Annotated in this window: 23 protein-coding genes; 11 read left to right on the forward strand and 12 right to left on the reverse strand. The window is 58.9% G+C overall.

Going from position 1 to position 22,162, the window contains the following annotated elements; all coding sequences use genetic code 11:
* The first annotated feature begins 68 nt into the window (after positions 1–68).
* The 10 genes from lepA (at position 69) to B9Z48_RS14020 (ending at position 9,342) form a co-directional block, all read left to right on the forward strand.
* Positions 69–1,877 (forward strand): translation elongation factor 4, encoded by a 1,809-nt coding sequence (gene lepA / locus B9Z48_RS13975; protein ID WP_089954957.1) that lies wholly within the window; start codon positions 69–71, stop codon positions 1,875–1,877.
* Positions 1,877–2,842: a signal peptidase I gene (gene lepB, locus B9Z48_RS13980; protein WP_089954953.1), complete on the forward strand. Its 966-nt coding sequence runs from the start codon at positions 1,877–1,879 to the stop codon at positions 2,840–2,842. Before lepA ends, lepB begins: the two co-directional genes overlap by 1 nt.
* A gap of 25 nt (positions 2,843–2,867) precedes the next feature.
* The gene (gene rnc, locus B9Z48_RS13985; protein ID WP_089954948.1) at positions 2,868–3,554 is read left to right on the forward strand and encodes a ribonuclease III; all 687 of its coding nucleotides are present in this window, start codon (positions 2,868–2,870) and stop codon (positions 3,552–3,554) included.
* Entirely contained in the window at positions 3,551–4,606 is a 1,056-nt protein-coding gene (gene era / locus B9Z48_RS13990; RefSeq protein WP_194944635.1) for a GTPase Era, read from the forward strand. The genes rnc and era overlap by 4 nt, the downstream gene beginning before the upstream one ends.
* Positions 4,607–4,617: 11 nt before the next feature.
* Positions 4,618–5,367 (forward strand): DNA repair protein RecO, encoded by a 750-nt coding sequence (gene recO, locus B9Z48_RS13995; protein WP_089954943.1) that lies wholly within the window; start codon positions 4,618–4,620, stop codon positions 5,365–5,367.
* Entirely contained in the window at positions 5,364–6,122 is a 759-nt protein-coding gene (locus B9Z48_RS14000; protein WP_089954939.1) for a pyridoxine 5'-phosphate synthase, read from the forward strand. Before recO ends, B9Z48_RS14000 begins: the two co-directional genes overlap by 4 nt.
* A gap of 252 nt (positions 6,123–6,374) precedes the next feature.
* Positions 6,375–6,800, forward strand: a complete 426-nt coding sequence (acpS, locus tag B9Z48_RS14005) for a holo-ACP synthase (RefSeq protein WP_089954935.1) — start codon at positions 6,375–6,377, stop codon at positions 6,798–6,800.
* A gap of 35 nt (positions 6,801–6,835) precedes the next feature.
* Positions 6,836–7,918: a beta-N-acetylhexosaminidase gene (gene nagZ / locus B9Z48_RS14010; RefSeq protein ID WP_089954931.1), complete on the forward strand. Its 1,083-nt coding sequence runs from the start codon at positions 6,836–6,838 to the stop codon at positions 7,916–7,918.
* A gap of 84 nt (positions 7,919–8,002) precedes the next feature.
* Positions 8,003–8,239 carry a hypothetical protein gene (locus B9Z48_RS14015; RefSeq protein ID WP_146186291.1) on the forward strand — a complete coding sequence of 79 codons (237 nt, stop codon included), beginning with the start codon at positions 8,003–8,005 and terminating at the stop codon, positions 8,237–8,239.
* A 92-nt stretch (positions 8,240–8,331) separates the two neighbouring features.
* On the forward strand, positions 8,332–9,342 hold the full coding sequence (locus tag B9Z48_RS14020) for a serine hydrolase (protein WP_158273271.1): 1,011 nt from the start codon (positions 8,332–8,334) through the stop codon (positions 9,340–9,342).
* Between the two features lie 9 nt (positions 9,343–9,351).
* On the opposite strand, the gene lysS is transcribed toward B9Z48_RS14020, so the two are convergent.
* Both lysS and B9Z48_RS14030 read right to left on the reverse strand, forming a co-directional pair.
* Positions 9,352–10,908, reverse strand: coding sequence for a lysine--tRNA ligase (gene lysS, locus B9Z48_RS14025; protein WP_089955304.1), 1,557 nt, complete (start codon positions 10,906–10,908; stop codon positions 9,352–9,354).
* Positions 10,909–11,001: 93 nt separating this feature from the next.
* Positions 11,002–11,688 carry an LON peptidase substrate-binding domain-containing protein gene (locus B9Z48_RS14030; protein WP_089954921.1) on the reverse strand — a complete coding sequence of 229 codons (687 nt, stop codon included), beginning with the start codon at positions 11,686–11,688 and terminating at the stop codon, positions 11,002–11,004.
* 32 nt (positions 11,689–11,720) lie between these two features.
* On the opposite strand from B9Z48_RS14030, the gene B9Z48_RS14035 reads away from it, so the two are divergent.
* Positions 11,721–12,269: a YggT family protein gene (locus B9Z48_RS14035; RefSeq protein ID WP_089954919.1), complete on the forward strand. Its 549-nt coding sequence runs from the start codon at positions 11,721–11,723 to the stop codon at positions 12,267–12,269.
* Positions 12,270–12,359: 90 nt separating this feature from the next.
* Here B9Z48_RS14035 and accD read toward each other — a convergent pair whose 3' ends face one another.
* The 10 genes from accD to B9Z48_RS14085 all read right to left on the reverse strand — a co-directional run bounded on the left by accD (position 12,360) and on the right by B9Z48_RS14085 (position 22,146).
* Positions 12,360–13,232, reverse strand: coding sequence for an acetyl-CoA carboxylase, carboxyltransferase subunit beta (gene accD, locus B9Z48_RS14040; RefSeq protein WP_089954915.1), 873 nt, complete (start codon positions 13,230–13,232; stop codon positions 12,360–12,362).
* 75 nt (positions 13,233–13,307) lie between these two features.
* Positions 13,308–14,117, reverse strand: a complete 810-nt coding sequence (gene trpA / locus B9Z48_RS14045) for a tryptophan synthase subunit alpha (RefSeq protein WP_089954911.1) — start codon at positions 14,115–14,117, stop codon at positions 13,308–13,310.
* Between the two features lie 10 nt (positions 14,118–14,127).
* Positions 14,128–15,411 carry a tryptophan synthase subunit beta gene (gene trpB / locus B9Z48_RS14050; RefSeq protein WP_108379189.1) on the reverse strand — a complete coding sequence of 428 codons (1,284 nt, stop codon included), beginning with the start codon at positions 15,409–15,411 and terminating at the stop codon, positions 14,128–14,130.
* Positions 15,412–15,497: 86 nt separating this feature from the next.
* Positions 15,498–16,205, reverse strand: coding sequence for a phosphoribosylanthranilate isomerase (locus B9Z48_RS14055; RefSeq protein WP_089954904.1), 708 nt, complete (start codon positions 16,203–16,205; stop codon positions 15,498–15,500).
* Positions 16,202–16,987 carry a tRNA pseudouridine(38-40) synthase TruA gene (truA, locus tag B9Z48_RS14060; protein ID WP_108379191.1) on the reverse strand — a complete coding sequence of 262 codons (786 nt, stop codon included), beginning with the start codon at positions 16,985–16,987 and terminating at the stop codon, positions 16,202–16,204. The genes B9Z48_RS14055 and truA overlap by 4 nt, the downstream gene beginning before the upstream one ends.
* Positions 16,984–18,696 carry a FimV/HubP family polar landmark protein gene (locus B9Z48_RS14065; protein WP_158273272.1) on the reverse strand — a complete coding sequence of 571 codons (1,713 nt, stop codon included), beginning with the start codon at positions 18,694–18,696 and terminating at the stop codon, positions 16,984–16,986. Before B9Z48_RS14065 ends, truA begins: the two co-directional genes overlap by 4 nt.
* A gap of 97 nt (positions 18,697–18,793) precedes the next feature.
* On the reverse strand, positions 18,794–19,924 hold the full coding sequence (gene asd / locus B9Z48_RS14070) for an aspartate-semialdehyde dehydrogenase (RefSeq protein WP_089954893.1): 1,131 nt from the start codon (positions 19,922–19,924) through the stop codon (positions 18,794–18,796).
* A 249-nt stretch (positions 19,925–20,173) separates the two neighbouring features.
* Entirely contained in the window at positions 20,174–21,259 is a 1,086-nt protein-coding gene (leuB, locus tag B9Z48_RS14075) for a 3-isopropylmalate dehydrogenase (protein WP_108379195.1), read from the reverse strand.
* Positions 21,260–21,365: 106 nt separating this feature from the next.
* Complete coding sequence (leuD, locus tag B9Z48_RS14080; protein ID WP_089954886.1) at positions 21,366–22,013, reverse strand: 3-isopropylmalate dehydratase small subunit; 648 nt, start codon at positions 22,011–22,013, stop codon at positions 21,366–21,368.
* A 4-nt stretch (positions 22,014–22,017) separates the two neighbouring features.
* On the reverse strand, positions 22,018–22,146 hold the full coding sequence (locus B9Z48_RS14085) for an entericidin A/B family lipoprotein (protein ID WP_108379197.1): 129 nt from the start codon (positions 22,144–22,146) through the stop codon (positions 22,018–22,020).
* Between the last annotated feature and the right edge of the window lie 16 nt (positions 22,147–22,162).

The following is a 22,162-nucleotide window of genomic DNA, read 5'->3' on the forward strand; positions in this document are numbered from 1 at the left end:
TCGCCACCAGACGCGCCCTTTTTTCTTTTACGGGTCCTTGATCCACAAACACTTGCAGAACTTGCTTGATGAATCACATCAGAAATTTTTCGATCATTGCGCACATTGACCATGGCAAATCCACGCTGGCCGATCGCTTGATTCAACGCTGCGGGGGCCTTGAGGCCCGTGAGATGGAGGCTCAAGTTCTCGACTCGATGGACATCGAGAAAGAGCGTGGCATCACCATCAAGGCGCAGACCGCTGCGCTGCACTACAAAGCCAAAGACGGGCAGATCTACAACCTGAACCTGATTGACACGCCCGGCCATGTGGACTTCTCCTACGAAGTGTCGCGTTCGCTGTCGGCCTGTGAAGGCGCGTTGCTGGTGGTCGATGCCAGCCAAGGCGTGGAAGCGCAAACCGTGGCCAACTGCTACACCGCCCTCGACTTGGGCGTGGAAGTGGTGCCAGTGCTCAACAAGATGGACCTGCCCAACGCCGATCCCGACAATGCCCGCAGCGAAGTCGAAGACGTGATTGGCATCGACGCGACCGATGCGATTCCGTGTTCTGCCAAAACCGGCATGGGCATCGAAGAAATCCTCGAAGCCGTGGTCGCACGCATCCCGCCGCCCAAGGGCAACCCCGATGCGCCATTGCGGGCCATGATCATTGACAGCTGGTTTGACAGTTACGTCGGTGTGGTCATGTTGGTGCGTGTGGTTGATGGCCAATTGCTCAAAGGCGAGCGCATCAAGATGATGGCCAGTAATGCGGTTTATGAAGCAGGCAGCTTGGGCGTGTTCACCCCCGCCAACGAGCCGCGCCAGTCGCTGCGAGCCGGCGAGGTGGGTTACATCATCGCGGGCATCAAGGAATTGCAGGCGGCCAAGGTGGGTGACACCGTGACCTTGGAAAAGAAGCTGCCCAATAACTTGGGCCCTGCCGCCGAGGCCCTGCCGGGTTTCAAGGAAATTCAGCCCCAAGTGTTTGCCGGTTTGTACCCGACGGAAGCCAACCAATACGACGGTCTGCGCGACGCGCTCGAAAAGCTGAAACTCAATGATGCGTCTTTGCATTACGAGCCCGAAGTCTCGCAGGCGCTGGGTTTTGGTTTTCGCTGCGGCTTTTTGGGCTTGTTGCACATGGAAATCGTGCAAGAGCGTTTGGAGCGCGAATTTGATCAGGACCTGATCACCACAGCCCCCAGCGTGGTCTACCAAGTGGTCCAGCCCGGTGGGGAAGTCATCATGGTCGAAAACCCGTCCAAGATGCCCGATCAAGGCAAGCTGCAAGAGATCCGCGAGCCCATCGTCACGGTTCACCTGTACATGCCGCAAGACTATGTGGGCCCCGTGATGACGCTGGCCAACCAAAAGCGCGGCGTGCAAATGAACATGGCCTACCACGGTCGCCAGGTCATGTTGACCTATGAAATGCCGCTCGGCGAGATCGTGCTCGACTTTTTTGACAAGCTCAAGTCGGTCAGCCGAGGTTATGCGTCCATGGATTACGAGTTCAAGGAGTTTCGCGCTTCCGATGTGGTCAAGGTCGACATTTTGCTCAACGGCGAAAAAGTCGATGCCCTGTCCATCATCGTGCACCGTTCGCAGTCCCAGTACCGGGGGCGTGCGGTGGTGGCCAAGATGCGCGAGATCATCAGCCGCCAGATGTTCGATGTCGCCATTCAGGCCGCCATTGGTGCCAACATCATTGCGCGTGAAAGCATCAAGGCCTTGCGCAAAAACGTGCTGGCCAAGTGCTATGGCGGCGATATTTCGCGCAAGCGCAAACTGCTTGAAAAGCAAAAGGCCGGTAAAAAGCGCATGAAACAAATTGGCTCGGTCGAGGTGCCCCAAGAGGCATTCTTGGCCATTTTGCAGGTGGAAGATTGATGCAGTTCCTCACATCTTTGGTCTTGGCGGCTTTTGTCGGCTATGCCGGTTCTTGGTATTTCGGCTATTTAGAGGGCAATTTTGCATTGCTCTTGCTGCTGGCCACGGTGGTCACAGGCATTTATTGGCTGGCAGAGCGCTTCTTCTTTTTGCCCCAGCGACAAAAGGCGGTGGCCCAATTAGAGGCGCAGACGGCTCAGCGTCGGGCCGAATTGGCCAAAATGGGCATTGATAAGGTGGACACAGACATCCGCGAAAGCCGCGAAAAACTGCTGATGCAGCCTTGGTGGTTGGACTGGACAGCGGGATTGTTTCCGGTGATTGTGGTGGTGTTCATCCTGCGCTCGTTTTTGTTTGAGCCCTTCAAAATTCCCTCGGGCTCCATGATCCCGACCCTGCACATTGGTGACCTGATTTTGGTCAACAAGTTCCATTACGGTCTGCGTTTGCCTGTGGTCAATACCAAATTGACCGAGGGTTCGGCCGTACAGCGTGGGGATGTGATGGTGTTTCGCTACCCCCCAAAGCCCAATGTGGATTACATCAAGCGTGTGGTGGGGGTGCCAGGTGACGAAGTGTCTTACTTGAACAAGCGTTTGACCGTGAATGGTCAGCCCATTGCGACCAAGGCATTGCCGGATTTCTTTGATGAATCCACCATGCGTTATTTCAAGCACTACAGCGAAAATGTGGGTGCCAAACCACACCAAATTTTGCAAGACGATGAGCGACCAGCTTTTATACCCGGCGCAGACCCATTTCCTGGTCGCGACCAATGTCATTACACCGTGGAAGGGGTGACCTGCAAGGTGCCTGCGGGTCACTACTTCATGATGGGTGACAACCGCGACAACTCTTTGGATTCGCGTTATTGGGGTTTTGTGCCGGATGCCAACATTGTGGGCAAAGCCTTTTTTGTCTGGATGAACTTTGGCAACCTCCAGCGCATTGGCGCTTTTGACTGAGGTGGGTGTGGTCGTTCAATCCCCCATGCCTTCAGGCTTGTCCCAGCTTCAAATCCGTTTGGGTTATGCCTTTCGCCAATGGAGTTTGCTGCAACAGGCGCTGACCCACCGCAGTTTCAGTGCAGATCATTACGAGCGTCTGGAGTTTTTAGGTGACTCGGTGCTCAATTTGGCGGTCTCGCACATGCTCTACACCCAGTTGCAGCACATGCCAGAAGGTGATTTGTCTCGCGTGCGGGCCAACTTGGTCAAGCAAGACACACTGCACCAACTGGCCAAAACGCTGGATGTCGCCGAGGTCATGCGTTTGGGTGAAGGCGAGATGCGTTCCGGTGGTCAGGGCAGGCCCTCTATTTTGGCGGACATGGTCGAGGCCATCATTGGCGCGGTGTACCTCGATGGTGGTTACAAGGATGCACAAGCCTTGGTCGAGCGCCTGTTTGCCAAAGTGGACATCAAACCTGACATGCAAGCCGTGGGCAAAGACCCCAAGACAGAATTGCAAGAATGGCTGCAAGGGCGCAAGCTCGCGCTGCCCAAATACACTGTGGTCGGCACCTCCGGTGCGGCGCACCGCCAGCAGTTCGAGGTCTCTTGCGAAGTGACCGAGTTGCGCCAAACCCAACAAGGCTCGGGCGCATCGCGTCGCGCCGCCGAACAAGCAGCGGCCGCCGCCATGCTGCAAACCCTGAAATCCGAAAGCGCCGCATGAGCACCGACAAAAAAACACCTGAAACTGAACGCACGCCGCAAGAGCAAACCATGCGCCGCCCTGTGCAAATCGCGGGTGTGACCATCCAGCCACGCGATGCATCGGAAGACGCCGATTTACCCCCGGTGACGGCTACAGCAACCCCCGTGCCCGTTGAAGGCCAGCGCTGTGGCCTCGTGGCCATTGTGGGCAAGCCCAACGTGGGCAAGTCGACTTTGCTCAACGCCTTGGTCGGTCAAAAAATCAGCATCACCTCGCGCAAAGCACAAACCACGCGCCACCGCATCACCGGCATTCGCACCCAGGGCGCTGCCCAATATGTGTTTGTCGACACCCCGGGTTTCCAGACCATCCACGGCACCGCGCTCAACAAGTCGCTGAACAAAACCGTGGTGGGTGCGGTGAGCGATGTGGACTTGGTGCTGTTTGTGGTGGAGGCGGGCAGCTTCACCACGGCAGACGCCAAAGTGCTGGCGCTGCTCAAGCCCGGCATTCCGGTCTTGCTGGTGGCGAACAAGCTCGACAATGTGCACCGCCGTGGCGACATCGCGCCTTGGCTGCAAAGCATGCAAGAGCGCCATGCCTTCACCGAGTTTGTGCCCATGTCGGCCAAGCAGCCAAAAGACATCGTGCGCTTGCTCGACATTTGCGAAAAATACCTGCCCGAGCAGCCCTGGTGGCACGCCGAAGACGAACTGACCGATCGCAGCGAGAAGTTCCTGGCCAGCGAAATGGTGCGCGAAAAACTCTTCCGCTTGACGGGTGACGAGCTGCCTTATACCTCCACGGTGGTGATCGACAAGTTCGAAGAAGAAGCCGGGCGCACGGCCAAGCGCATGTTGCGCATCGCGGCCACCATCGTGGTCGAGCGCGAAGGCCACAAGGCCATGGTGATCGGTGACAAGGGCGAAAAGCTCAAGCGCATCGGCACCGAAACCCGCGTGGAGCTGGAAAAGCTGCTGGACGCCAAGGTCTTCATCGAGCTGTGGGTCAAGGTGCGTTCGGGCTGGGCCGACGACGAAGCCCGCGTGCGCAGCTTCGGCTACGAGTAATTCCACAGCCAATGGCCTCCAAGCGGATCGCAGACGAGCCAGCCTATGTGCTGCACCGCTACGACTGGAGCGAAACCAGTTTGATTCTGGAGGTCTTCACCCGCCACCACGGACGGGTGGCTTTGGTGGCCAAAGGGGCCAAACGCCCCACATCGAGCTTTCGCCCGGTGCTTTTGCCGCTGCAGCCTTTGTCGCTGGCCTTTGGGGGTGATGGTGACATCCGCACCCTCAAGTCGGCCGAATGGGTGGGCGGGCACGTCATGCCCACGGGCGAGGCGCTGCTGTCGGGGTACTACCTCAATGAACTGCTGATGCGCTTGACCGCGCGAGATGATCCGCACCCACAGCTGTTCGAGGTGTATGCCGCTGCCGTGCGCCTCTTGGCCAGTGGCGACCCGGACGCCCTGCAATGGGCCTTGCGTGGCTTTGAGTTGCTGCTGCTGCGCGAAATGGGCTTGCTGCCCGCTCTGAACCAACAAACCCTGACCCTCAAGCCTTTGTCGCCCACCGACTGTTATGCCCTGGTACCTGAAGCGGGGTTGCAGTGGGTGAGCGATGACCCTCGCCGCGCCTTGCGCGGCGAACAGTGGCTGGCGCTGCACGCGGCGCTGGCGTCCCCCAGCCCCTTGGCGGCTTTGCTGCGCGAGTGCGCCGACCTGCTGGTGCAACTGCAGCGCCCCTTGCGTCTCTTGCTCAACTACCATTGCGGTGTGGGCGCTTTGCGCACCCGCCAAATGATGCTGGACTTGCAAACCTTATGAACACCTCCATGACGACTTCTTCCCAACGTGTGGCCCTGTCGGTCAATGTCAACAAAGTTGCTTTGTTGCGCAACTCGCGCCACTTGGGCATTCCCAGCGTCAGGCGTGCGGCCGAGCTGTGCTTGCAAGCGGGCGCGAACGGCATCACCATCCACCCCCGCCCGGACGAACGCCACATCCGCGCCAGCGACGTGCCCGAGCTGCACGCCCTCATGCAGGCCTGGCCCGAGCGTGAGTTCAACATCGAAGGCAACCCCTTCCACAACCTGATGGAGCACGTTCGAGCCGTGCGCCCGCACCAAGTGACCTTTGTGCCCGACAGCGAGGGCCAGTTCACAAGCGACCATGGCTGGACCTTCCCGCAAGATGCCGAACGCCTGAAGCCCCTGATTGACGAATGCAGGGCGCTGGGCGTGCGCGTCAGCCTGTTCATGGACCCGATCCCGGAGCAAATGGCTGCCGCCCGTGCCGTGGGGGCCGACCGGGTGGAGCTGTACACCGAGCCTTATGCCGCTGCCTTTGGCACGCCAGATCAAGACCCGCAGCTGCAACGTTACGCCGCTGCCGCCGTGGCGGCCATGCAAGCAGGCTTGGGCCTGAATGCTGGCCACGACCTGAACCGCGACAACCTGCCCGCCTTTGTAGCCGCGGTCAAGGGCCTGCAAGAAGTCTCGATTGGCCACGCCTTCATGGCCGATGCGCTGGAGATGGGCTATGCCGCGAGCGTTCAAGCCTATATGGCGCTATTGGGTTGAGCGCATTGGGTTGAGCGTTCAGAGTGAAGACATCAAAACCCCGCCTTGGAGCTGGCCCGATGATGTTTGGACTGAGGTTTTTTTGTGGGAGCGACGCCCTCGTCGCGATAATCTCTCTGAGACCCCCACCCATCGCCCCAAGGACGGAGCTCTCACAGTGACTGCCTCGCTTACCGCTGTGCCCAATACAAGCCTTTCACTTCAAACTTCACAGGGCCGGATCCATAACGCCCAACGCCCAACCCCCAACATATGATTTACGGCATCGGTACTGACATCTGCGACATCCGCCGCATCCGGGCCAGCTTGGAGCGGCACGGCGATCGCTTTGCTGCCAAGGTGCTGTCTGATGCCGAAATGGCCACCTGGAAAGCCCGTAGTGCCCGTTGGCCTGAGCGGGGAGTGCGCTATTTGGCCACACGCTTTTCGGCCAAGGAGGCCTTTAGCAAGGCCATTGGCTTGGGCATGCGAATGCCCATGACCTGGCGGCTGTGCGAAATCGGCAAACTCCCCAGTGGCCAGCCGGTGATCGTGCTGCATGGGGGCTTGAAAGACTGGTTTGAAGCCAAAGGCCTGAGCGCCCACATCACCGTGACCGACGAGTCCGAGTACGCGGCCAGCTTTTGTGTGGTCGAGACCCGAGCACCAGCAGCGGCTGCAGACATGCCAGGCCCTTGATTTGCACACGATCACCCTGAACTGTTGAGACACCCATGAGCATCCACGCCCCCCTGATCCTGGACATTGAAGGCCACAGCCTCACGGCGGTGGACCGCCGCCGATTGGCGAACCCGCTGACCGGCGGCATGATTTTGTTTGGCCGCAATTGGCAAAGCCGGGCGCAACTGACCGATTTGTGCGCCGAGATCAAAAGCATCCGCTCGGACCTTTTGATCGCGGTGGACCACGAGGGTGGTCGTGTGCAGCGCTTTCGCACCGACGGCTTCACCCACTTGCCCAGCATGCGGGCCATTGGCGAGCTTTGGGGTCAAGACGACAAGGGCCAGCCCGGCTCGGGCGTGCTCAAGGCCTGCGAGGCGGCGACTTCGGTGGGCTTTGTGTTGGCCAGCGAATTGCGTGCTTGTGGTGTCGATTTCAGCTTTACCCCAGTGCTGGACCTCGATCACGGCGAAAGTGGGGTGATCGGTGACCGCGCTTTGGCGCGAGACCCGCGTGTGGTGAGCTTGCTGGCCCGCAGTCTGATGCACGGCCTGCTCCAGGCTGGCATGGGCAATTGCGGCAAGCATTTCCCAGGCCACGGCGCGGTCAAGGCCGATTCACACACCGACATCCCCGTGGACAAGCGCGGCCTCAAGACCATTTTGTCGGACGATGCCGCGCCTTATTCCTGGTTGGGCAGCGTGCTCACCGCCGTGATGCCAGCACACGTCATTTACAGCCGGGTCGACTCCCGGCCCGCTGGTTTTTCGAAGCGCTGGTTGCAAGACATTTTGCGTGGCCAGATGGGATTTCAAGGCGCAGTTTTCAGCGACGATTTGTCGATGGCCGGTGCTCGCCAAATGGACGGTCGCAGCCTGAGCTCCACCGAAGCCGTGCGTGCCGCGCTGGATGCGGGCTGTGATCTGGCTTTGCTGTGCAACCGATCGGTCGGGGGCGGGGCCGAACTGGACCAAGTGCTGGACGATTTGAGCGAAGCGGCGGTCAAAGGGCATTGGCTGCCGAGTGAGGTGAGCGAGCAACGCCGTTTGGGCTTGTTGCCGACGGCCATTGCCCGAGATTGGGAAACCTTGGTGCGTTCGGCCGATTACATGCGTGCGCTGGATTTGTTACCGTGACACCACTGAATTTCAACGAAGAGTAAACAAACCATGGTCGGCTGGGTATTCAAGCTTTTTTTAGCTTTTTTTGGACTGGTGTTGATGTTGGGCATGCTTGTGTTTTTGCTGCTTTACATCGTTTGGGCCAGTGTGCGTTGGCTGTTGACGGGCCAAAAACCCCAAGTGGCGGTGGTCTGGCAGCGATACCGTGAGATGCGCAGTGCGCGAGCCGGCGCATGGCGGCCTGCGGGCCCAGCGCAAAGCATGTCCGATGATGTGGTGGATGTGGAAGTGCGCGAAGTCAAACCGACCCCTGATCCCGTCAAACTTTTGAAATGAAGCGGCTTGTATTCGCCGTTTTGTGCGGATTTCTGAGTGTTGCCTGTGTCCCTGTTTCCTCACTTGGTGTGCTGTCACAGCCAAGCCAAAGCTTGCGGCAAGAGCTGTCAGACCTTGCCAAAGCGGGTGAATCGGCCGATTTGCCCGGGTATGCTTTAAGGGTTTATTCGCAAGGCCAATTGGTCTATGCCCACGACACCGGTTATGCGGGTGCGGGGTTTTCTAACTTGATTCATGAGGACACGACTTTCGAGTTGGCCTCCTTGTCCAAAATATTCACCGCTTTGGCCGTGATGCAGTTGCAGGAGCAAGGTCTCATTGAATTGCACGCACCCGTCGGCACCTACATTCGTGGTCTGCCGCGAGCGTGGCAAGGCGTGACCGTTCACCACTTGTTGTCTCACCAATCGGGTTTGCCCGACTTGATGAATCAGTGGTCCCGCAGACGCGTCAATGGTCTTGACCTGAAGGGGATGATGGCGCATTTTGAACACAATGTGCGTCTTCAGTTTGAACCCGGTACACGAGCGGCCTACAGCAACACCAACTACATTTTCCTGGCTGAATTGGTGGCGCAGGTTTCAGGCCAAGACTTTGGGGATTACCTGAAACTGCATGTTTTTGACCCCGCTGGCATGGCCTCCAGCACAGTGTCTTCTGAGCGTTGGCGTGCCATGGGCGTTTTCCATGCTTTGCCTTATGCCGAAAACAGCAAAATCCACGAGGCAGACTACAACCTGTTGGGTGCCATCAATCAAAAAAGCTCAATCCATGACCTGGCGAAATTTGTCAATGCATTGATGGACAAGCAACTGATTCGACCCGAAACACTGGCCACCATGATGGTTCCACACGCCGTTTTTGAGGATGGCAAACGTTATGGTTATGGTTGGTACATCGGTCAATTGGGGGGATGGGCCGCCATGTCGAGCACGCTGCCCGCTGCTGGTGTGGGGCACACAGGCAGGTTAGGGGCCTACCGAACAGCCTTGTATTTCAACAAGCAGCGCAATTTTCAATTGCTGATGCTGTCCAACGGTGGCGTCAAAACAGAAAAACTGTTGGTGGATTTCCTGCAAAAAACGCGCACACGGTTGGAGTAAGCAAGAGGTTTATTCCTGAACGTGCCGCAGGGCAGGGAACAGGATCACATCGCGGATGCTGGCGCTGTCGGTCAGCAGCATCATCAGGCGGTCAATGCCGATGCCGCAGCCGCCTGCGGGGGGCATGCCGTATTCGAGCGCACGCACAAAGTCGTGGTCGTAGTACATGGCTTCGTCATCGCCGTCGTCTTTGGCGGCCACTTGGGCTTGGAAGCGAGCGGCCTGGTCTTCGGCGTCGTTCAACTCGCTGAAGCCGTTGCCGAATTCGCGCCCTGTGATGTAGAGCTCAAAGCGCTCGGTCACTTCGGGGCGGGTGTCGTTGGCGCGGGCCAGCGGGCTGATCTCGGTCGGGTGCTCCATGATGAAGGTCGGCTCCCAGAGCTTGTCTTCCACGGTTTCCTCGAAATAAAACACCTGCAGGCTGGCCAAACTACGCGTGGACAGTTTGTCCTTGGCTTCGCTCATGCCCAGCTTTTTCAGGGCGTTGATCAGCCACTCGGCGTTGTCGACGTTGTCACCGGCTTCGGTGTGTTTGACGATGGCTTCGCGGATCGTCATGCGGGCAAATGGCTTGTTCAGGTCGACCGGCTTGCCGTTGTAGGTCAAATCGAGCGTGCCAGCCGCAGTCATGGCCGCGTCGCGGATCAGGCTTTCGGTGAAACCCATCAGGTCCTGGTAGTTCCAGTACGCCGCGTAGAACTCCATCATGGTGAACTCGGGGTTGTGGCGCACCGAGATGCCTTCGTTGCGGAAGTTGCGATTGATCTCGAACACACGTTCAAAGCCGCCCACCAGCAGGCGCTTGAGGTACAGCTCAGGGGCAATGCGCAAGAACATCTCTTGGTCCAGTGCGTTGTGGTGCGTCACAAACGGCTTGGCATTGGCACCACCTGGGATGGGGTGCAGCATGGGCGTTTCGACTTCCAAAAAGCCGTGCTGAACCATGAACTCGCGGATGCCGCTCACGGCCTTGCTGCGGGCTGCAAAGCGCTTGCGGGCGGCTTCGTCGGTCATCAGGTCCACATAGCGCTGGCGGTACTTCACCTCTTGGTCGGCCACACCATGAAACTTGTCGGGCATGGGCCGCAGGCTCTTGGTGAGCATGCGGATGCTGGTCGCGTGGATCGACAACTCGCCCGTGCGGGTCTTGAACAAATGGCCTTCCACGCCCACGATGTCGCCCAAGTCCCAGTGCTTGAACAGGGCGTACAGGTCTTCGCCCACATCGTCACGGGTCACATAGACCTGGATGCGGCCCGTGGCGTCTTGCAGCGTGGCAAAGCTGGCCTTGCCCATCACGCGCTTGAGCATCATGCGGCCTGCGACTTTGGCGGTGGTCTTGGCCACGCCTTCGCCGTTCAGTTCTTCGGCGACTTTCTCGCCATGGGCTTGGTGCAGGTTGGCGGCGTGGTGCTCGGGTTTGAAGTCGTTGGGGAAGGCCACGCCTTTGCCATCGGCCTGCGCCTGGCGCATGGCTTTGAGTTTTTCGCGGCGCTCGGCGATCAGCTGGTTTTCATCTTGTGGGGCTGGCGTTTGCGCGGCGGCAGAGGCATTTGTATCGGACATGTCGGGCGGTGTTTGGGGACGGTTGCGCGGGGGCGACCTGTACCTGGGTTGCAAAGAATGGTGAGACTGCGCCAAAGCGCAAAACCTGCTATTTTAAGAGTTCGCAGGGGGCTTGGTGTCGGGTTTACCTTGGGATTGCGAGGAAGGCTCTGCCGGGGCCACCAGATCGCCCACAAGTTCCAGCCGCATGAGCGGCTCGTTCAGGGCAAACAGCCGGTATTTCATTTGCAAAGGCAGGGGCAGTAATTCACCCCAACGGTTGGACAGCCAACTGCAGTCTTGCAGTCGCCAGCTCTCTGACCAGTGCGGCACCACGCTGGGCCGCTGACTCAGTTGGCTCAAGGCTTCGTGCATGTGTGTGGACAAATGTTGCAAGTCGTCGGGCACTTGCACGGCGGGTTCGGGTGGCAAGGCCTGCACATGACCGAGCCAAAGGCCGTCGCTGCGTTGCTGAGTGTCTTGAATGCGGAATTTCTCCAGCCCCCGGCACCAGACCATCACCAAGCCGGGTTGGGGCCTGTCGATGCGTTCGATCCGCACGCGGGTGCCCAAAAGTTCAAACTGCTCAGTGGGTTCGCCGGGGCGATGCACTTCCCGGCCCTGAGTCAGCGTCACGATGCCAAAGTCGGTGCCCTTGCGTTCGCACTCACCAATCATTTGCAGGTAACGCAGTTCAAACAGTTGCAAAGGCAACAAAGCCCCGGGAAACAACACCGTAGACAAAGGGAACAGCGGCAATGGCGGCGACAAGTCATGGGGTGGAGGGGGCAGCTTGGACATCTGGGTATCATCGCACGAGCAGGAGAACAGCAATGTGGTTTCAAATGGTCAATATGGTGTTGGATGTGCTTGCGGGCTTGGTGGCGGGCACGTGTTTGCTGCGTCTTTTGATGCAGTGGCAGCGCATATCGTTCAATCAACCTTTGGGGCGTTTTGTGTTCGCGATGACCGACTGGCTCATCCTGCCCTTGCGCAAAGTGATTCCCCCCGCCTTGTCTTGGGATTTGTCGAGTCTGGTGGGCGCCTGGCTGGTCAAGTTGGTGCAGTTTATTTTGCTTTGGCTGGTCGCAGGGGCACATGGCAATTGGGGTCTGCTGCCCCTGGTCAGCCTGGTTGGGCTGGCGCAATTGCTCGCCTCTGCCCTGAGCGCCTTGGTGCTGGTGCTGGCCATCACCTCTTGGGTCAACCCGGGCACGCCCATGCATGTCTTGGCCATGCGTTTGTGTGAGCCGTTTTTGCGCCCATTTCAGCGTGTGTTGCCTTTGATGGGCGGGATTGATTTGTCGCCCATGGCGCTGCTGTTGGTGCTCCAATTACTCGGCATGCTGTTGTCAGGCCTGCAAATGAGCCTGATGCGCTGAAGGGGTTCTTTCCAATTTTGAGGGCGTGTGGCGGTACATGCCATGACAAAGGCCCTCGAAAGAGGGCCTTTGTCATCGGGTCTTGAGTGATCAACTCACCGCATCGGCGGGTTGGCGTTGCAACATGGCCAAGGTGCTGGCAATGGTCTTGCGCAGTTCGCGGCGGTCACAGATGAAGTCCACAGCCCCTTTGCTTTGCAAAAACTCGGCACGCTGGAAGCCTTCGGGCAAAGTCACGCGCACAGTGCTTTCAATCACGCGCGGGCCTGCAAAGCCAATCAGGGCTTTGGGTTCGGCAATGACCACGTCACCCAAAAAGGCAAACCCTGCGGACACGCCACCCATGGTCGGGTCGGTCAGTACGCTGATGTAAGGCAGCCCCTTTTTGGCCAGACGGGTCAACGCGGCGTTGGTTTTGGCCATTTGCATGAGGGACAGCAGGCCCTCTTGCATGCGTGCACCGCCCGTGGCGGTGAAGCAAACAAAAGGCACTTTTTGTGCGATGGCGGTTTCAACACCCCGCACAAAGCGTTCACCCACCACCGAGCCCATGGAGCCGCCCATGAAGTCGAACTCAAAACACGCCGCGACCAGTTCAATGCTGTGTACCGCACCGCCCATGACCACCAGCGCATCAGTTTCACCCGTGTTGTCCATGGCTTCTTTGAGGCGTTCGGGGTATTTGCGACTGTCCTTGAATTTGAGGGCGTCCACTGGCAAAACTTCTTGGCCAATTTCGTAGCGGCCTTCGCCGTCCAGGAAGCCATTGAGTCGGGCACGGGCACCGATGCGCAGGTGATGCGAGCAGCTGGGGCAGACGTTCTGATTTTCTTCGAGGTCGGTCTTGTAAAGCACGGTCTCGCAGCTGGGACACTTGACCCACAAACCTTCGGGCACCGTGCGGCGCTCGGCCGGGTCGGTGTGCTGGATTTTGGGGGGAAGCAGTTTTTCTAGCCAACTCATGAGGGTTCTCCTTCAGGGGCGGATTATCGTCGAAACGCTTTTGTCATTTTTGATGACTTTGGCACGCAAGCCTGTTCAAGCATCCAGCGCCTGGCGGATACCGCTCAGGAACTCGGCGGCCACAGCATTGACCTGATCGGCTGGGGCCGCGTCGATCAGCTGAATCAGGCGTGAGCCGATCACCACCGCATCGGCCACGCGGCTGATGGCTTGGGCAGTCGCCGCGTCGCGGATGCCAAACCCCACGCCGACGGGCACACTGACGTGCTGTCGGATGCGCGGCAGCATCGCTTCGACCGCGTCGGTGTCGAGCGTGCCCGAGCCGGTCACGCCCTTGAGCGACACATAGTACACATAGCCGCTGGCCACCTGGGCCACCTGCTGCATGCGCTCGTCGGTGCTGGTGGGGGCCAGCAAAAAGATCAGGTCCATGCTGTGTGCTCGGAGCTTGGCGGCAAATTCCACGCACTCTTCGGGTGGGTAGTCCACGATCAGCACGCCGTCCACACCCGCTGCCGAGGCGTCGCGGATGAAGCTGTCAGCGCCGTGTTTTTGGTCGTAGCGCTCCACCGGGTTGGCGTAACCCATCAGCACCACCGGGGTGGTGCTGTTGGTTTGGCGGAACTCACGCACCATGGCCAGCACCTGCGCGGTGCCAATGCCCAAAGCCAGCGCTTTGTCACCGGCTTTCTGGATGACCGGACCGTCGGCTGACGGGTCCGAAAACGGTACCCCCAGCTCGATGACGTCGGCCCCGGCTTGGGCCATGGCGTGCATCAGGGGGACGGTGGTGTCCGCTTGCGGAAAACCAGCCGTGACATACGGGATCAGGGCTTTGCGGCCTTGGGCTTTGAGGGCGGAGAGGGTGGTGTCGATGCGGCTCATGTTTTTGCCCTCACTTCACAAAGTTCACAGGCTGCTCAGCGCCTTTGACCGACTGGCCTTGGCAGCTGGGTCGGCAGAAAAAGTCGGCATTCGACAAATCGGCCACAGTACCGATGTCTTTGTCACCACGGCCCGACAGGTTGACCAGGATCGACTGGTCAGGGCGCATGGTTTTGGCCAGTTTCATGGCGTAGGCCACGGCATGGCTCGACTCCAGCGCCGGGATGATGCCCTCGGTACGGCACAGGTAGTGGAAGGCTTCGAGCGCTTCTTTGTCGGTGATGCCCACATACTCGGCGCGGCCGATGTCTTTGAGGAATGCGTGTTCGGGTCCGACGCCGGGGTAGTCCAGTCCCGCGCTCACGCTGTGGGTTTCGGTGATTTGGCCGTTGTCGTCTTGCAGGATGTAGGTGCGGTTGCCGTGCAACACACCGGGGCTGCCCAGTTGCAGCGAGCACGAGTGCTTGCCCGAATCCATGCCTTCGCCAGCCGCTTCTACGCCGATCAGGCGGGTGTTCTCGTGCGGAATGTAGGGGTAAAAAATGCCCATGGCGTTGCTGCCACCGCCCACGCAGGCGATCACCGCATCCGGTTGCTGCTCCGCCATCTTGAGCGACTTGAACATCTCGGGCATTTGCGTCAGGCACTCTTCGCCGATCACGCTCTGGAAGTCGCGCACCATCATCGGGTAGGGGTGTGGACCGGCCACGGTGCCGATGATGTAGAAGGTGTTGTCCACGTTGGCCACCCAATCGCGCATGGCTTCATTGAGCGCGTCTTTGAGGGTGCGACTGCCACTTTCCACGGGCACCACGGTGGCACCCAAGAGCTTCATGCGGTAAACGTTGGGGCTTTGGCGCTTGACGTCTTCACTGCCCATGTAGACCACACATTCCAAACCATAACGGGCACAGATGGTGGCGGTGGCCACGCCGTGTTGGCCAGCGCCTGTTTCGGCAATGATGCGCGGTTTGCCCATGCGCTTGGCGAGCATGGCTTGGCCAATGGTGTTGTTGATTTTGTGGGCACCGGTGTGGTTGAGGTCTTCACGCTTCAAAAAGATTTGCGCACCGCCCATCTCACGGCTCATCCGGGCTGCGTGGTAGAGGGGGGAGGGACGGCCCACAAAGTGCGCCAATTCGGACTTGAATTCGGCCATGAAGGCCGGATCGTGCTGGTACTGGGCGTAAGCGGCTTTGAGCTCGTTGATGGCATGTGTCAGGGTTTCGCTGACAAAACTGCCGCCGTAGATGCCGAAATGGCCTTTGAGGTCGGGTTGTTGGTATTCGAACATGGTGATGGCCTTGGTTGGGGCGGGGGCCGCTCGGTGCTTGCAGTGGTGAACGCTGCAGAGGGTGCCGAAGCAAGCCCTTCAATACTTTAAAAGGAGAGGTTGTTGTCTGCGGTGCGCACCGCTTGGACAAACTGCCGCATTTTGTCGGCATCTTTGAGGCCCTTGCTTGCCTCGATGCCAGAGCTCACGTCAACGGCCAGAGACAGGCCGTGCGTGCGCAGTGCCCGAATGCCATCGCCCACGTTTGCAGGTGTGAGTCCACCAGACAAAACGAGGTGAGCATTGACGTTTGGTGGCAGCAGTGACCAATTGAATGTTTTCCCGCCCCCGCCGTATCCGTCGACATGAGCGTCGAGCAAGAGGGCTTGGGCAGCGTGGTGAGTTTCGGAGAATTCTAGCAAGTCGAAGTCCTGGACTTCGGACAGGGGGATTCGGGCCGCTTTGAGGTGCGGGCGGCCTGTGAGCAGCGACATGGCTTCGCAAAATTCGGGAGACTCATCGCCATGAAACTGCAGCACAGCGCCAGGCACTTGTCTGCAAGCGGCTTGAATGCGGTCGGCATTTTCGTTGACGAACAACAGCACCGGGCACACAAAGGGGGGCAGCACGCTGGCCAGCTCGGCAGCCCTGTTCACACTCACAGCGCGAGGGCTCGGTGGGTAAAGCACAAAGCCGATGGCGTCTGCACCCGCAGCACAGGCCGCCAGCACATCGGCTTCGCGGGTGAAGCCGCACATTTTGATGCGTGTGCGCTGCTGTACAGCGTTGCAAACTGTGGTGTTCGGTTGGGTCATGGCAACCAATCAAAAGCCGGGGTGGTGTCGGGCAAACCCCAGTCGGGGCTGTAAATAGGGCCTGCAAAGTACAGACCGTCGGGTGAAAACGTGGGTGCAGCAGCGTCACGACTTTTGGCCAGCAAGACCTCTTGCATCCACTCGGGAGGGTGGTTGCCTTGTCCAATGGTCACCAGGCAGCCCATGATGTTGCGAATCATGTGGTGCAAAAAGGCATTGCCTTCAAACTCAAATCGCCAGTAGGCACCCTGTTTGGAAATGCGGATGTGCCGCAGTGTTTTGACAGGCGACAACGCCTGGCAGCTGCTGGCCCTGAAGGATGAAAAATCATGTTCGCCCAGCAGGTACAAGCTGGCCTGGTGCATGGCGTCTTCGGCCAGAGGCCGGTACACCCAACCGACCCGGCCGGTTTCCAGACTGGGGCGAACGGCCGAGTCGAGCACCACATAGATGTAGCGCCTGCCCGTGGCGCTGGCGCGACAATGGAAAGAGTCAGGCATGACTTGTGCCCACTGCACTGCAATGTCAGAAGGCAAATAACGGTTGGTGCCGCGCACCCAAGACTGTGGATCGCGTTGTAAATCGGTGTCGAAATGCACCACCTGCATGAGTCCATGCACCCCCGCATCGGTGCGGCCTGCACACAGGGTGCTGATGCGCGGCACATTGGCAAACTGGGTGAGCGCTTTCTCCAGCTTGTCTTGAACCGTCAGGCCCGAAGACTGGCTTTGCCAACCTTGGTAGGCTGAACCCGAGTAACAAACGCCCAGTGCCAGCCTCACCGGATTTGACCGAGCATCTGCAAGGCCCGTGATTTCAAATCTCCTGTGGCGGTCGAGGCCACAGACAAAATCAGGGCGCGTGCCAAATCGTGATCCCCTTTGGAGAGCAGTTGTTGCGCCAGATTCAATTTGTTGTTTTCGGTTTCATCGGCAGCAAGGGTCGCCGAAGGGGGGGGCACGGGCACGCTCGCCGGTGAAGGTGCCGAGGCCATCGCATTCAAATTCAAGTCAATCGATGACATTTGGGCTGGAATACCCTGATCTGCTGGCGCAGGTGTCGCAGAGGGCTCGATGGCGCTTTCGGTGATGTCGTTGTAAGACGGCGCAAAAACATCTTCTTGGGGTTCGGTCTTTTTTCTGACCCACAACACCAAGAGCATCATCAGGCTCAAGAGCGCTGCAGCCCACAGCCAGATGTCCTTGTTTTGTTGGGTTTTTTCAAGAATGGACGAGAACAAATTGGACTCGGACGCGTCAGGGGCGGGCGCGGTGACCACCGATGCCGATGCATCTTGAGGGGCTGAGGCAGCAAGGCCTGCAGCGGCAGGGGTTTTGCCGGAGGCCAAGGCCTCCAGGTCTTTCAGGTTCTGGTTCAGACTCTCGAGTTGGCTGGCTTTGTCGGCACTTTCACGCTGAACGGCCAATTTGGCTTCAGCACTGTCCGTGCTGACTTGGGGTTTTGACAAAGTGAGCTTGTCTTGCTGGGGTGATTGTCCATCGACGTTTTGCACATCGACGCCCACTTTGCCCGTCATTTCGCGGGTGTTGCGAGAGCCGATCACCATGGGCGATTGCGCCAGTCGTCGGGCGTATTCTGCAAAGTCGCGAGTCTGTGCAATCACCGTTTGACGGGCTTCACCCCGGGAAATCTGAGCTGCTTCATCCGGGGTGGGGATGCGCAATGAGGCTCCCGCCTTGATCAAATTGACGTTGTTTTCGATGAAGGCATCGGGATTGGCCTTGAGCATGGCCAAAAGCATTTGGTCCAGCGAAATGTTGGCCGCCAAATGCCGAATGGCCAATCGTGAGGCGGTGTCCCCTGGCATGACGAGCACACGGTCGCCCTCTTGAGGGTTGGCAATGGCTTTGGGTTGCGCTTGAACGGCCGGTGCCGATTCTGATGCGTTGGCCGTTGGCGCAGCGCCATTGGCTGTCCGAGCAGGGGCGGGTGGAGCCGCTTTGTTGTCGACCGGCTCAAAGCGATAAACCGGCACTTTTTGTGCATTGAGTTCGACGCTGCTGGGGTTGAGTCGTGAACTGGATGCTGTCGAACGGTTGGCGGCTGTGTCGGCTGCGTTGCCGGTCACAGGCAATTGCAATGCGGGTGCTGCGCTGGCGCTGCTTTTGTCACTGACCGAATTGAGCAGGACCGCATAGTTTTTGACCACATTACCGGTCGCCCATTGGCTTTCGATGACCAAATCGATGAAGTTGTCCTGAACGGGTGTTTTGCCATTCAAGACGATCACGGAGTTGCCATTGGCTCCGGTTCTCAGTGTGGCGGTGACCCCCCTCAAGGCGGGGTTGAATTCCATGCCGACCTTGCGGAAACTTTCGGGTGAAGCCAACTGAACACGCAAACTCTTGAGCTCTTCAGGCAAAAGCTTGGCGATTTCGATTTCTGCACGCAAGGGCTCACCAATGGCCGACTGAAGTTGCAGTCGGCCTAATTCAAGGGCAAAAGTGGGCAAACCCCAGACAGAAACCATCAAAGCACTGATTGCTTTTACTTTGAAGCTGGTCACTCTGACCTGTTTTGATGAACCCATTTTTTTCCCTGAAGATGGTTTGTCGTTGGCCTGAGATTCAGGCTTCCAACAGAATGCGCAGCATGCGGCGCAGCGGTTCCGCTGCACCCCAAAGAAGTTGATCCCCGATGGTAAATGCTCCTACATATTCTGGACCCATTGCCAACTTTCGTACTCTTCCCACCGGGATTGCCATGGTGCCGGTGACGGCCACTGGTGTCAAGCCCTGGATGGTGGCTTCCCGAGTGTTAGGAATCACTTTGACCCACTCGTTGTCGGCAGCGATCATGGCTTCGAGGTCGGCCACGGGCACATCTTTTTTGAGTTTGAAGGTCAAGGCCTGGCTGTGGCAGCGCATGGCACCCACGCGCACGCAAAAACCGTCGACCGGGATGGCGGCAGAGTCAAAACCCTCGCCCATGCCCAAAATCTTGTTGGTTTCGGCCATGCCTTTCCACTCTTCTTTGGACATGCCGTTGCCCAGGTCCTTGTCGATCCAGGGAATCAAAGAGCCACCCAGTGGCACGCCAAAATTGGCGGTCTCAGAGGCGGTCAGGGCGCGTTGTTTGGCTACAACCATCCGATCGATTTCGAGGATGGCGCTCTTGGGATCGTCCAGCAAGGATTTGACTTCGGCGTTCAGGGTGCCGTATTGGGTCAGCAATTCGCGCATGTGCTGCGCACCACCGCCTGAAGCCGCTTGGTAAGTCTGGGTGCTCATCCATTCCACCAAACCCGCTTTGTACAAAGCACCTACGCCCATCAACATGCACGACACAGTGCAGTTGCCGCCCACCCAGTTCTTGCCACCGTGCGCCAAGGCGTTCTTGATCACGGGCATGTTGACCGGGTCCAGAATGATGACCGCGTCTTTTTCCATGCGCAGGGTCGAAGCCGCGTCGATCCAGTGCCCGTTCCAGCCTGCTGCACGCAGTTTGGGGAAGACTTCAGAGGTGTAGTCGCCGCCTTGGGCCGTGATGATGATCTCGCAGCGCTTGAGCTGCTCGATGTTGAAGGCGTCTTGGAGTGTGGTTTCGTTCTTGGCCATCGAAGGGGCTTTGCCACCCGCGTTCGATGTGGAGAAGAACAATGGCTCGATCAGGTCAAAGTCTTTTTCCTGAATCATGCGGTCCATCAGAACCGAGCCGACCATGCCGCGCCAGCCGACCAAACCTACTAACTTGCTCATTTCAACGCCCTTTCAGTTTTTAAAACAGTGTTTGACCAGACTGTTTGCCCGGCTCGTCTGGCCGGGAGGGCGCACGACGAACCAGGCCGGATCAGCCCTTAATGGTCGTGGTTTTTGTGGAAGTTGCACGCGCACCAGCAGCCACTGCAGCGGCAGTGATCAGGTTCAGGGAGAACAGGTGGGCGTGGAACATGGCCGAAATTGTAATGGATGCTGCCTGAGTGCTTCCTGACAGCATCCTTTGGGTGCTCAACCCAGCGCTTTGACCACCGCATCACCCATTTGCGCGGTGCCCACCTTGGTGGTACCTTCACTCCAGATGTCACCCGTGCGCAGACCTTGGGCCAGGACGTTTTGCACGGCCGCTTCGATGCGTTGGGCGGCTTCGGGCTGGTTCAGGCTGAAGCGCAGCATCATGGCGGCGGACAAGATGGTGGCCAGCGGGTTGGCCACGCCTTTGCCCGCGATGTCGGGGGCGCTGCCGTGGCTGGGCTCGTACAGGCCTTGGTTCTTGGTGTTCAGGCTGGCCGAGGGCAGCATGCCAATCGAGCCCGTCAGCATCGAGGCTTCGTCGCTCAGGATGTCGCCAAACATGTTGCCTGTGACGACCACGTCAAAACGCTTGGGTTCCTTGACCAACTGCATCGCTGCGTTGTCCACATACATGTGGTCCAGCGCGATGTCGGGGTACTCTTTGCCCACTTCGGTGACCACGTCTTTCCAGAACTGGAAAGTCTCAAGCACGTTGGCTTTGTCCACGCTGGTCACGCGGCCCTCGGTGCCCGCAGCTTTGCGCTTGCGGGCGGCCTGGAAGGCGACGTGCGCGATGCGCTCGATCTCGGGCTTGGAGTAGCGCATGGTGTCGAAGGCTTCTTCGGCGCCGGGGAAGTGCCCATCGGTCGCGATGCGGCGCCCGCGTGGTTGGCCAAAGTAGATGTCGCCCGTCAGCTCACGGATGATGAGGATGTCCAGACCCGAAATCAGCTCAGGCTTGAGGCTGGAAGCGCCCACCAGTTGCTCGTAGCAAATGGCGGGTCGGAAGTTGGCGAACAGGCCCATGTTTTTGCGCAGGCCCAAAATGGCTTGCTCGGGGCGCAGGGGGCGGTCGAGCTTGTCGTATTTCCAGTCGCCGACCGCGCCAAACAGCACGGCATCACTGTCCATGGCCAGCTTGAGTGTGGCTTCGGGCAGGGGGTGGCCATAGGCGTCGTAAGCGGCACCACCGACCAAGGCGGTTTCCATCTCGAACTTCAAGTCGAGCGTTTTCAGGACTTTGACGGCTTCAGCGACGATTTCGGTGCCGATGCCATCACCGGGGAGGACTGCGATTTTCATGGGGGTTCCTAGGGGGGTGTCTGGGCAGATGGCGCGGCCTTTGGCAATGGCGCGTGCACCGGTGGGCGTGCGCTCATCGCGGCGGGGGCGCCGCTCCTACAAGGGGTCAATGGGCGGTGTGTGCGAGCCAGGGCTTGGTGGCCAGACGCTCGGCTTCATAGGCCTTGATCTTGTCGGCGTGGCGCAGGGTCAGGCCAATGTCGTCCAAGCCGTTGAGCAGGCAGTACTTGCGGAAGGCTTGCACTTCAAATGGGATTTCCTGGCCTTGGGGGCGCACCACCACTTGGCGTTCCAGGTCCACTGTCAGTTCGTAGCCGGGGAAGGCGGCCACTTCGTCGAACAGTTGGGCCACCACCGCTTCGGGCAGCACGATGGGCAGCAGGCCGTTTTTGAAGCAGTTGTTGAAAAATATGTCGGCAAAGCTGGGTGCGATCACGCAGCGAAAGCCGTATTGGTCGATGGCCCAAGGCGCGTGCTCACGCGATGACCCGCAGCCAAAGTTTTTACGGGCCAGCAAGATGCTGGCACCTTGGTAGCGAGGCTGGTTCAGCACGAAGTCCGGGTTGGGCTTGCGGCTGGCCGGGTCTTGGCCGGGGTAGCCCACATCGAGGTAGCGCCATTCGTCGAACAGGTTGGGGCCAAAGCCCGTCTTGCGGATCGACTTGAGGAATTGCTTGGGGATGATGGCGTCGGTGTCCACGTTGGCGCGGTCCATCGGGGCCACCAGGCCTTTGAGTAAAGTAAATTTTTGCATGGCTTTATTTCTTGGCAGCGCCTTCAATGGTGGAACCCAGTTTTTCAATGTCCTGACCGATGCCGCGCACGGTGTTGCACGCGGTCAAACTCAGCACACTGGCGATCAGCATCATGCGAATCAGGGTGTTCATGTCCAGGCTCCTTGGG

Source organism: Limnohabitans sp. WS1 (assembly GCF_003063265.1).
In the GTDB taxonomy this organism is placed as follows: Bacteria; Pseudomonadota; Gammaproteobacteria; order Burkholderiales; family Burkholderiaceae_C; genus Limnohabitans_A.

Bases quoted from the DNA above. Each gene is read 5' to 3' on its own strand.
- lepA (WP_089954957.1), top strand. From the start codon at position 69: ATGAATCACATCAGAAATTTTTCGATCATTGCGCACATTGACCATGGC.
- trpA (WP_089954911.1), bottom strand. From the start codon at position 14,117: ATGAGCCGCATCGACACCACCCTCTCCGCCCTCAAAGCCCAAGGCCGC.
- B9Z48_RS14030 (WP_089954921.1), bottom strand. From the start codon at position 11,688: ATGTCCAAGCTGCCCCCTCCACCCCATGACTTGTCGCCGCCATTGCCG.
- B9Z48_RS14000 (WP_089954939.1), top strand. From the start codon at position 5,364: ATGAACACCTCCATGACGACTTCTTCCCAACGTGTGGCCCTGTCGGTC.
- B9Z48_RS14035 (WP_089954919.1), top strand. From the start codon at position 11,721: ATGTGGTTTCAAATGGTCAATATGGTGTTGGATGTGCTTGCGGGCTTG.
- lepB (WP_089954953.1), top strand. From the start codon at position 1,877: ATGCAGTTCCTCACATCTTTGGTCTTGGCGGCTTTTGTCGGCTATGCC.
- B9Z48_RS14055 (WP_089954904.1), bottom strand. From the start codon at position 16,205: ATGACCCAACCGAACACCACAGTTTGCAACGCTGTACAGCAGCGCACA.
- B9Z48_RS14065 (WP_158273272.1), bottom strand. From the start codon at position 18,696: ATGGTTTCTGTCTGGGGTTTGCCCACTTTTGCCCTTGAATTAGGCCGA.
- leuD (WP_089954886.1), bottom strand. From the start codon at position 22,013: ATGCAAAAATTTACTTTACTCAAAGGCCTGGTGGCCCCGATGGACCGC.
- nagZ (WP_089954931.1), top strand. From the start codon at position 6,836: ATGAGCATCCACGCCCCCCTGATCCTGGACATTGAAGGCCACAGCCTC.
- B9Z48_RS14015 (WP_146186291.1), top strand. From the start codon at position 8,003: ATGTTGGGCATGCTTGTGTTTTTGCTGCTTTACATCGTTTGGGCCAGT.
- accD (WP_089954915.1), bottom strand. From the start codon at position 13,232: ATGAGTTGGCTAGAAAAACTGCTTCCCCCCAAAATCCAGCACACCGAC.
- B9Z48_RS14085 (WP_108379197.1), bottom strand. From the start codon at position 22,146: ATGAACACCCTGATTCGCATGATGCTGATCGCCAGTGTGCTGAGTTTG.
- recO (WP_089954943.1), top strand. From the start codon at position 4,618: ATGGCCTCCAAGCGGATCGCAGACGAGCCAGCCTATGTGCTGCACCGC.
- trpB (WP_108379189.1), bottom strand. From the start codon at position 15,411: ATGTTCGAATACCAACAACCCGACCTCAAAGGCCATTTCGGCATCTAC.
- leuB (WP_108379195.1), bottom strand. From the start codon at position 21,259: ATGAAAATCGCAGTCCTCCCCGGTGATGGCATCGGCACCGAAATCGTC.
- rnc (WP_089954948.1), top strand. From the start codon at position 2,868: ATGCCTTCAGGCTTGTCCCAGCTTCAAATCCGTTTGGGTTATGCCTTT.
- lysS (WP_089955304.1), bottom strand. From the start codon at position 10,908: ATGTCCGATACAAATGCCTCTGCCGCCGCGCAAACGCCAGCCCCACAA.
- asd (WP_089954893.1), bottom strand. From the start codon at position 19,924: ATGAGCAAGTTAGTAGGTTTGGTCGGCTGGCGCGGCATGGTCGGCTCG.
- era (WP_194944635.1), top strand. From the start codon at position 3,551: ATGAGCACCGACAAAAAAACACCTGAAACTGAACGCACGCCGCAAGAG.
- acpS (WP_089954935.1), top strand. From the start codon at position 6,375: ATGATTTACGGCATCGGTACTGACATCTGCGACATCCGCCGCATCCGG.